The sequence below is a fragment of the Nitrosomonas sp. genome, from assembly GCF_022842015.1.
In the GTDB taxonomy this organism is placed as follows: Bacteria; Pseudomonadota; Gammaproteobacteria; order Burkholderiales; family Nitrosomonadaceae; genus Nitrosomonas.
On sequence record NZ_JALHQJ010000095.1, the window covers coordinates 1 to 9192 of the forward strand.

9 protein-coding genes are annotated in these 9192 nt (G+C 46.0%); all 9 read right to left on the reverse strand.

Annotated elements, in window-relative coordinates; genetic code table 11:
- Positions 1-27: 27 nt before the first annotated feature.
- A complete protein-coding gene (locus Q0C11_RS13605) occupies positions 28-579 on the reverse strand; it encodes a hypothetical protein (protein WP_293008874.1) in 552 nt (183 codons plus the stop codon).
- Positions 580-614: 35 nt separating this feature from the next.
- Positions 615-1163, reverse strand: a complete 549-nt coding sequence (locus tag Q0C11_RS13610) for a PilN domain-containing protein (RefSeq protein WP_293008876.1) — start codon at positions 1161-1163, stop codon at positions 615-617.
- Positions 1151-1984 carry a hypothetical protein gene (locus Q0C11_RS13615; protein WP_293008878.1) on the reverse strand — a complete coding sequence of 278 codons (834 nt, stop codon included), beginning with the start codon at positions 1982-1984 and terminating at the stop codon, positions 1151-1153. The genes Q0C11_RS13610 and Q0C11_RS13615 overlap by 13 nt, the downstream gene beginning before the upstream one ends.
- Positions 1965-3653, reverse strand: a complete 1689-nt coding sequence (locus Q0C11_RS13620) for a GspE/PulE family protein (protein WP_293008889.1) — start codon at positions 3651-3653, stop codon at positions 1965-1967. The genes Q0C11_RS13615 and Q0C11_RS13620 overlap by 20 nt, the downstream gene beginning before the upstream one ends.
- Positions 3653-4837: a type II secretion system F family protein gene (locus Q0C11_RS13625; protein WP_293008880.1), complete on the reverse strand. Its 1185-nt coding sequence runs from the start codon at positions 4835-4837 to the stop codon at positions 3653-3655. Before Q0C11_RS13625 ends, Q0C11_RS13620 begins: the two co-directional genes overlap by 1 nt.
- 7 nt (positions 4838-4844) lie before the next feature.
- Positions 4845-5279 (reverse strand): type II secretion system major pseudopilin GspG, encoded by a 435-nt coding sequence (gene gspG / locus Q0C11_RS13630; protein ID WP_293008881.1) that lies wholly within the window; start codon positions 5277-5279, stop codon positions 4845-4847.
- 139 nt (positions 5280-5418) lie between these two features.
- Positions 5419-6102 (reverse strand): zinc metallopeptidase, encoded by a 684-nt coding sequence (locus Q0C11_RS13635; protein WP_293008883.1) that lies wholly within the window; start codon positions 6100-6102, stop codon positions 5419-5421.
- A gap of 644 nt (positions 6103-6746) precedes the next feature.
- Positions 6747-8153 (reverse strand): GTPase/DUF3482 domain-containing protein, encoded by a 1407-nt coding sequence (locus Q0C11_RS13640; protein WP_293008885.1) that lies wholly within the window; start codon positions 8151-8153, stop codon positions 6747-6749.
- 2 nt (positions 8154-8155) lie between these two features.
- Positions 8156-9192: DUF2868 domain-containing protein (locus Q0C11_RS13645; protein ID WP_293008887.1), on the reverse strand; the 1037-nt coding region annotated here is incomplete at its 5' end.

Genomic DNA, 9192 nt, shown 5'->3' on the forward strand with positions numbered 1-9192 from the left:
CGTTTTTTTTCCGCTGCATCCATTTTATTATTTATTCATATAAAGATTAATTTCCAGTCGCACTTCAAGCTTATCACTGGCCGTACTCTCACGCTTTATAGCGATCGCCGATATCGCCATAGCCGGGACAGCTTCCAGAGCCTCGGCAATAAACGCACGAATCTGGGAATATTTACCTTTCACTGGCAAAACCATTTCATAGCGCGCCAGACGTGCATCGTTGTCATTTATCAGCCGGTAATCGCTACTAGTCAGCTCCACACCTTGCTTCTTAGCCACTCGCACCAATTCACGAATCCAGAATGGCGAGGAATCAATCCGCGGAAAGAAATCATAAAACACCTGTAACGCCTGATCGCCGCTCATTTTTTTACCGGCTTCGGAATCTGCGCCATCACCAGAAGTGTTTTTCGACACAGCCTGCGCTTGCAGCGTAACAGCTCGATCTTTAAGTTTTTGCAACTCTGTTTCTTGCGGCATCACGACCAACAAATAATAAATACCTGTTGCCAGCATCAAACCAATGCCGATCTTGCCCAGATTACCCAGACGCCCCAGCTGCCAACGCAGCAGCGGCATGAGTCGATTCCACGAAATTTGCGGCAATTCTCTTTTTAAGTAGTTTGAATCCATTCGGCATTTAACAGAAAAATAATCGGACGTTGCGGATTCTCTAATTTAATCTTGTAATTTAACAAGTGCACATTCTCAAATACCGATTCCCGTTCCAGCGCTTCCACAAAATCCAGTAACTCGGCCATACTCTTGGCCTCTCCACTCAAACGCAAGCTGCGATTGGAGAAATTAGGCTGTAATGATAACAAGGCAACATCTTCGGTCGCTGCCTGTTCGATCGAGTCAAATAACATTTCCCAAGGTAAGTTCAGCTGATCCAGAATTACATTGGCTTGTGTAATTTCTTTCTGGATCTCCTGGCCAAATTCACGGATACGAGATGTAGTCCGGGTGCGTGGAGCAGCCTTTTGTTGTTGCTGTCTCTCCATGCGTTCAACCCGGTTACTCCAAGCATTGATCTCTTCAACCTGATAGCGGAATTGAAAAAACACCGCCACAACAATCGACAAACCCAGCAGCAGCAACGAAAGATCAAGCTGTGGTGCAGATTGCTCTCGATAAGGAAATCGTAGTCTCAGGCGGGACATTGATTGAGCCCCGACTGATTGGTTGGAACGGATGGATAATGCGCCAAGGCTGTCATTTTCCCGGCAGGGAGAGAAATGATACACCAGCCACTTTCCTGCGGCAGGGTCAGCTCAGGGTGCTCAGGTGCAAAAAGATAAACAAACTCCATCGCTTCTTTTGCTCCAGACCAGATAACTTCCTGATCCAATGCTGCCAACAGATCGTCGGCCGCATTGTGCAAAATCCGTTGATTTCTGATACTTTGCCACTTACCGTGATGCGTTATCGCGATGCAAATACGTCCCGCCTCAATTACTGCCAAATAGATCTTTTCTCCCTTCAATTGCGCTTGCCAGCGATCATAAACCGATGCCAGATAGGGTTCTATGATTTTAATCTTACAACCATGACTCAATGCCATGTGCTCCAATTGCATTAACAGATCGCGTGGAATCGCCGCACAAACCGCACCGTCGATTGGATTCCAATTACTGATGCTGAGTACCCAGGAATCAACCCGCTCAGCATAGACTTCACGCATACGGAATTCGGCGTAAGATTTTACTTCTTCCGGGGTGGCGATTTCGTTTTGCGGTGGCAACGCTGCATAGCGCAAGAAATGATTGGATAGAATCACAGACACTTCCGTCCCGGTGGCTTCTGCCAAAACCTTTTCTAGTTGCCGCGCTGCAGCATGCCAGACAGGAGCATCCACAACAGGCTCGAAGAATGCCGTTACTTTGGCAGTCTGCACTGGTTTAAGTCCGCGCTTCAAACGCACCCAGTCCAGTCGCTCTGGCGCCAGAAACACCTGAATCTGATCACGCCACAATCGTGACACGATTTGCCTCCTCTAAACTGGTTAGTCCTTGTTTCACCATATCCAACGCCGCTTCACGCAAGAAACGGGTGCCATTGTCCCGGGCTGCTTCCTTGATACGTCGGATCGGTTCGTGAGCAACGATCAATTCACGAATTTCATCGTTCAATAACAAAATCTCAGCAATCGCATTTCTACCGCGGAAACCACTGCCGCGGCATTGCCCGCAACCTTTGCCACTCCGAAACTTGTAATGACTTGCCTGATCCAGGGGAATGCCGGATTCCTCAATTACACTGTCATCCGGACGTTCATCCACGGCACAATGCGTGCAGAGCAAGCGCACTAATCTTTGCGCAACAATTCCGTTCAAAGCGGACACAAAGCTATAGGGATCCACACCCATATGTGAAAACCGGCCAATCACATCAAATACGTTATTTGCATGCACCGTAGTAAACACCAAATGCCCGGTCAATGCGGCTTGTATAGCAATTTGTGCAGTCTCAGCATCACGGATCTCGCCCACCATAATCTTGTCAGGATCATGCCGCAGAATTGAGCGCAAGCCGCGAGCAAATGTGAGTCCTTTTTTCTCATTTACTGGTATCTGCAACACGCCCGCAAGCTGATATTCAATCGGATCTTCAATCGTAATGATTTTGTCATGACCTTTGTTCACTTCTGATATCGCAGCATACAAAGATGTCGTCTTGCCACTACCAGTTGGGCCGGTAACCAGCAGCATGCCATAGGGCTCAGAGCTTAAGCGGCGAATACTCGCGATTGCTGCCTGATTAAAACCCAGCTGGTTCAGGGTTAAGCCTTCGAGTTGATCGGATAATGCCTGACGATCGAGAATACGCAGCACGGCATCTTCACCGAAAATGCTCGGCATGATGGAAACCCGAAAATCTATCTCACGCCCCTGGATAGAAATTTTAAACCGGCCATCTTGCGGCACCCGGCGCTCGGCAATATCCAATTCGGACATCACTTTAATGCGGGAAATGACTTGTTCAGCCAGATCTGCGCCTTGTATCGTACCAATAGCCGTCAACACACCGTCAATGCGGTATTTTATCGACAATAAGCCCGGCGACATTTCCAAATGAATATCACTAGCTTGTGATTTATGCGCATCATACAAGGTGGAATGTACCAGCCGCACTACTTTACTGGTGCCTTCGTTAATGCTCTTCAACGATAAATCTTCAATACCGCTTTGTATCTTATCCAGCTCAGCCGATGACAGCACTTGATCCATAGCGCGCATGGTTTTTTCTTGCTGGGTAAAAAAAGCACTCAAATCGGCCGGATGCACCAGATACCATTCCACTGCCCGATCAAACCGTTCTTCCGCCCATGCACGCAGTTTGCCGGAGAATGGGTTGCTGATTGCGAATAAATACTTCTGGTCATTGTAAAACAACACACACTCATGCGTCATTGCTTCACCAAACGGCAAAATATCAAAAGCGGGCCGTAATGTATGGATCTCTTTCATCTCCAACACGGGCATATGCATTAATTGACCCAGCTGTTGCATCAGCTCATCGGGCGTATAAGCGCTATCTTCTTCCAAAATCTGAATAACAGAAACACCTTGTGCAGCTGCCTTACGGCGAATTTCAGCCAATTGATTGAGATCAATGGGTCGTTTGCTGTCAATTTGTACGGAGGCTTCCATCAATTGATGCTTCCTGCCAATTCAAAAATAGGCATATACATGAGAATGATAATGCCACCGATCACAATGCCGATAAATGCCATCAATAGAGGCTCAATTAGCTTGGTTGTCCATTCCACCCAACGAGCAATCTCCTCATCATGAAAATTACCGATTCGTTCCATCATATCTCCCATCAATCCGGTTCTTTCACCAACACGGAGCATGCGATTACCTACCGCGGTCGTCAGCCCCTCTTGCTCCATTGCGCTGGAAATTGTTCTACCTTCACGGATATGTTTGGCAGCTGCGGCAACTTTGGGTCGAAAATGGGGTTGCAACAATCCGCTAACCATCTCCAATGCTTGCGTGACAGGAATTCCGCCACGAAGCAACATACCAAGTGTTTTATAGAAACGAGCTAATTGATAAACCCGCATATGTTCGCCAATCGCGGGAATGCGCCACAATAGCTGCATAACATTCGCCCAGAAGGTGGGTCGACTGACGATATATCCCATCACAACCAACAGCGCCATTGCGGCAATGGCCAATTCCCAACCACGCTCATGCACAAACTGACCCCATTTAATCAGCAACAGCGATAACCAAGGCAAGTCGCTCCCCATATCGTCATAAATGGCGCTGAATTTGGGAACGACGAATACCATTAGAAAAACCGAGACAAGCAATCCAACTACTAATAACAATACGGGATAAATGGATGCGCCCACCAGTTTTTTACGGACAAAATCCATTTGTGACTGATACGTAATGAATCGTGTTAGCGCTTCAGCAAGATCGCCAGTCCGTTCACTGGCACGAACCGTTGCAATATATAACGGCGGAAATGCTTGCGGGTAATCTTCCAATGTTTGTGAAAAAGTTATTCCTTCGTAGAGTCGATCGAGAATATTCTGGATAATTTTGCGATTGCTGGTATCCTGTTCTTTTTCCAGCAAAGTTTCAATACTCTCCACTAGACTTAATCCTGCAGTTTGTAAGGAAAGCAATTCCTGACTAAAATGCACTAATGGGAAATGGGTGCGCGATTTAAACGTAAAACCGGAAAATCTCCTGCGTACACTCAACACCATACCGCCTTGTTCCATCACTTGTTGGCGTGCTTCTGCCTCACTGTTGGCTTCCAGTTCTAAGTGTACAGTTCCTTGCCCAGAAATAACCGCTTTTACTTCAAAACGCATAAACTAATTACCAGTTGGTGATATCGGCCGCCTCGCCATCGCCACCGGGCTGCCCGTCTCTACCATACGAGAGCAAATCAAACTCGGAACGCTCGCCAGGGTACTTATAAACATATGCGCGCCCCCAAGGGTCGGCTGGCGGCATTTTGGAAAGATAGGGTCCATGCCATCTGGGCTCATTACTGGGGCGATTCACCAATGCGGCCAAACCCAATTCAGTCGCCGGATAACTACCTACATCCAGGCGGTATTGATGCAAAGCTTTTTCTAATGCATCTATTTGCGCTTGCGCCATTTTGATCTCTGATTTACCGACTTGCGAAAAATACTTCGGTCCAACGTAAGCAGCCAACAAACCAATAATAACCATTACAACAAGTAGCTCGAGCAGTGTAAATCCACGCATATTGTTTGCTTTTTGTCGCCTAACCGAATACATCATGTTCATCCTTTATTTACTTTATTAACCAATAAGATCTCTGACATTAAATCTTTATATAGTATGTTGCTTATATGACAGGGTCAAGACAGTATTCAACATTTCAATACTGCCATGTCAGGAACCCCAAACACAAACCACACTAGCGTCGTAAAATAGCCCACCATCGGCCAATATTAAGTAGTGTCATCAGCGAAGCCGAAACATATGTCCATGCTGCTGCACGCAAAATCCTGCGTGCATGGGGCTCATCCCCTTGTATCAGGTACTTGCCATGCTGCAACATAGGCATTGCCCGTGCAAAGCTGGCGTGCAACTCCATTGGAAGCGTCACTAAGTGTATAACCGTAGCCGTACCTAGTGTTAACAAACCACCTGCAAAAAACAGTGCGCCTGTGACCGGTGCCCGTGTAATTATTGTGATGAAGGGAGCAATCATCAGAATTGCTGCACCTAATTTTTCGACCGGAGCAGCAATTTGAACCAGTCGCGTTCGCAATTTTAACGGCAAATAACCATCTCGGTCTTGGATCGCGTGACCAACCTCATGCGCAGCTACAGTAATCGCTGTCAACGATTTGCCGTTAAATTTTTCAGGTGTCAAGCGAACGGCCTTCTCAATCGGATCATAGTGATCTCCCTGCTCAGTCACCTCAACCTTGACCGCTTGCAAATTTGCCCAATCAAGCAGTATGCGCGCTAACTCAGCGCCAGTGCCTGGATAACGGTCATCGGGGTAACTATACTTCGTAAGAGTATGTTTAACCCAGTAAGAAGGCCCCAGAATAAGTACGGCAATTGCGACAATGAACACTAAATAAAGCATAAAACTCAGATATTCGCACGAAAAATTGGTTCCGCTTGCAAAAAGTGTATGGCATTAAAGTCACAACACAAGATTACACGCAACTCATAAATCCAAATAATCAATCAAGCCTATCAAAAGGCACTATTTATTCTAACACCCATTAATTTTTCTGCTGAATTCACATAAAACTGATTTGTTGCGTTTTTCAGCAAATCAGTTTTTTATCTTTTGCAAGAAGATGCGGTTTTAATCTTCACCGTGTTAACCTTCACGTTGCAATGCAATATACTCAACACGACAGAATCACCGTCCGATTTAATCTTTATGGACATATAAATGCCGGAAATGGATGGGGTGAAAACAACGAGGCGTATTCGTCATAATTTGCTGTTAACCAATATCCCCATCATCACACTGTCCGGTTAACATTATGGAGAACGATCAGCAAGCATTCACACTGCGCCTTTCTGTCTAAACCTTCTGAATCTGATCAACTGTCCCAATTACTTCACCACTTCTTGAATAATCCCGGCACCCTCATAAAGCAAATCAAACAAAGTAGATTCCACGGAGACAAGCAGTATTTGCAACATATAGCCAACACATTCTTCCAAACATCGTAGACCACGATTGCATAATGAATACTCAAAACACTTTAAGTATTACTCCTCACCCAGCAATTCATCTACTAATTTAGCTTCTATCTGCTGATATTGCGGATTACTGTTACGCAGAGCAGAAGATTCTTGCCAGCCTGGATTCTGACGCAAGGCGCTGATCAATTTGCTCCAGTCATTAGGTAACTTCTCGTTCCCAGCCTTATCCACCTGTAAGGTATCTTGCGCCGCATGACCTCGATGCATCAGCTTTTTCAATAGGTGTTTCTGGCGCAAATACAATACCTGCAAAGTAGTTTCATCAGCGCACTGCCATTTAGTGCCTTTGACGGTCGCCTTGATTTCATCGCCATAGCGCCTGAACGTCGACCAACCAGCGCCAGCGATAGCACCCAATGCGCTAGCCGCTCCCAAACTCATGCCGCCGACCATCAGATCAATACCGACACCCGCTGCAGCGCCCTTAGCCGCTGCACTTCCGACATCCAACCCATACGCTTTAAGTATACCAGGCGCGAAGATATCCAGCTGCCACTGACCGTTGCTGACAGGAATTTTCTGAATTTCGACATCTTTTTCCGAGAAATTGAAGATCACCAACAAATCATGCAAACAATGCTGCTCGGCTTTACGAACAAAATCGTGTAACCGATCTTCAATCGATGAATTTGTGATTAGATTATTTCCAGTCGCCTTGCTTTCGCGGTAGCAAGCAACATTTGCAATCAACTCAGCAATCCGCTTGGCGCTCGACAAGCAAAGCTGGTTCCATAATTTTGCGCGATAATCGATCAGCTTCTGCAATCGATCATAGTGAGATTCCAGTAAGGTCTGCATTTTCTGATACAAACGCTTCTCGGCGTCAAAGGCAAATGCAACCGTATCGAATTCAAGCGTTGCGTGCATGTGAAAAGCAGTTAAATGCTCACGCCATTTCGTCAGCTCCCGATCATGCCCGGCAATAAAATTAAATACTGGGATAATTGGTTTACCCGATTGCGTGAGAATTTCCAGTTCCAAACGATACTTTTCCAGAAAAGGCTCTCGCACATCAATGATGTATAAAAGAATATCGCTGCGTAGTACCTGGCGAATGACTTTTGCCTCTTGTTCCAACGGATCACTGACAGAAACATTAGCCGCAAACTGCTCCAGCATTTGTATCGGAGACAATAATTTTGATTTAATTTGCAGCTTTTTAATATGCGCAAATAAAGCTCTGGAATCTTCCAAACCGGGCGTATCATACAAATGCAGAATCGGTTCATTGTTAGCGCTAATTGTCGCCTGTTCAACATGTCGCGTGGTGCCTGCGGCATCTTCAATAACACCAAACTCCGTGCTACGTAACATAGTACGAACCAATGATGTTTTACCGGTATTAGTATGCCCGACAACAGCAATATTCAACAATAATTGAGCATCCAAGCCATTGGTTTTTTTTTCAATCATGATTATCGGGTAATTACATGCTCAGCCGGAATTCCGCAAGCTTTCGCCAAGCGAAACCAAGCAAACTCACGTGCACTAGCAACGGATGCTGATGATTTACTCAACAAAATCAACCAGGGCTTGGTATTACTACTGTCGACCAATTCTTTAATCATGCGCTGCACACCGCGATCCGGCAGGCGATGTGCAGCCACACCCAGCAATACTGGGGCTTTCATTTTACTTATCAGCACGATCGCTGAGTCGTGAGATTCCTGATCGATAATATTCAACCGACACATCACCTGCTCAGGCCAGGGCGTTGTGCTATCCAATTCAATGCCAAATGCTTGTGCATTAGCTGGAATAGAGACATTATCAGGCGGGCGAGCTATGTCAGCAGGTTTTATACCTGCCTGCGGATCTGCATCGATAACTTCTGCTTTAACATCGCGCCCCATCAAGCGCTGACGTAATTCAATATAATAAGGTAGATATAGATCCAGCTTAAACCGGTACTCACTCCATTTTTGCATGGCCCAGGAAAGACCGAGCAATAGCAGTCGTGGAAATATGCCATAAACCATCAAGGTACCGATCAAAAAAGTAGCCCAAGCTATCCGTGTTTCCGCATCCTGCTTATCTGCTCCTATCCTGCTTGCAACGGTTTGCGGGTTATCCGGTATTTTTAAGCCGACAGCCTCCAGAGGTGAACCCAAGATTTGGGTAAGTTTAGGTAAAGTACTATCTGGCAATAATGTCGTACCCCATATAAAATTGTATTGCTTGGCCAGCATGAGCAATATCAACAACACTAATCCGGCGGTTAAGTAAGTCAACCAGAGTTGGTGCGTTAGTACACTAATACGCCATTTTCCTACCTTCCCCGTTAAACAACTTTCCCACCAAGCCTGCGATGCCGACGATGCGATCGTGGGATCATGCTTATGCCGATAAGGCAACCAGCTGGCTAATTGCGCCACGACGCCACTACTTAAATTCTGTAAATTCAAAGCAATACCGGATATCCATAACAATAGGGAAATCAGATTAAATCCCA

What these genes read in the sequence shown, in the direction of transcription:
- Q0C11_RS13605 (WP_293008874.1), bottom strand. Translation starts at nt 579, where the DNA reads ATGCCGCTGCTGCGTTGGCAGCTGGGGCGTCTGGGTAATCTGGGCAAG.
- Q0C11_RS13610 (WP_293008876.1), bottom strand. Translation starts at nt 1,163, where the DNA reads ATGTCCCGCCTGAGACTACGATTTCCTTATCGAGAGCAATCTGCACCA.
- Q0C11_RS13620 (WP_293008889.1), bottom strand. Translation starts at nt 3,653, where the DNA reads ATGGAAGCCTCCGTACAAATTGACAGCAAACGACCCATTGATCTCAAT.
- Q0C11_RS13625 (WP_293008880.1), bottom strand. Translation starts at nt 4,837, where the DNA reads ATGCGTTTTGAAGTAAAAGCGGTTATTTCTGGGCAAGGAACTGTACAC.
- gspG (WP_293008881.1), bottom strand. Translation starts at nt 5,279, where the DNA reads ATGATGTATTCGGTTAGGCGACAAAAAGCAAACAATATGCGTGGATTT.
- Q0C11_RS13635 (WP_293008883.1), bottom strand. Translation starts at nt 6,102, where the DNA reads ATGCTTTATTTAGTGTTCATTGTCGCAATTGCCGTACTTATTCTGGGG.
- Q0C11_RS13640 (WP_293008885.1), bottom strand. Translation starts at nt 8,153, where the DNA reads ATGATTGAAAAAAAAACCAATGGCTTGGATGCTCAATTATTGTTGAAT.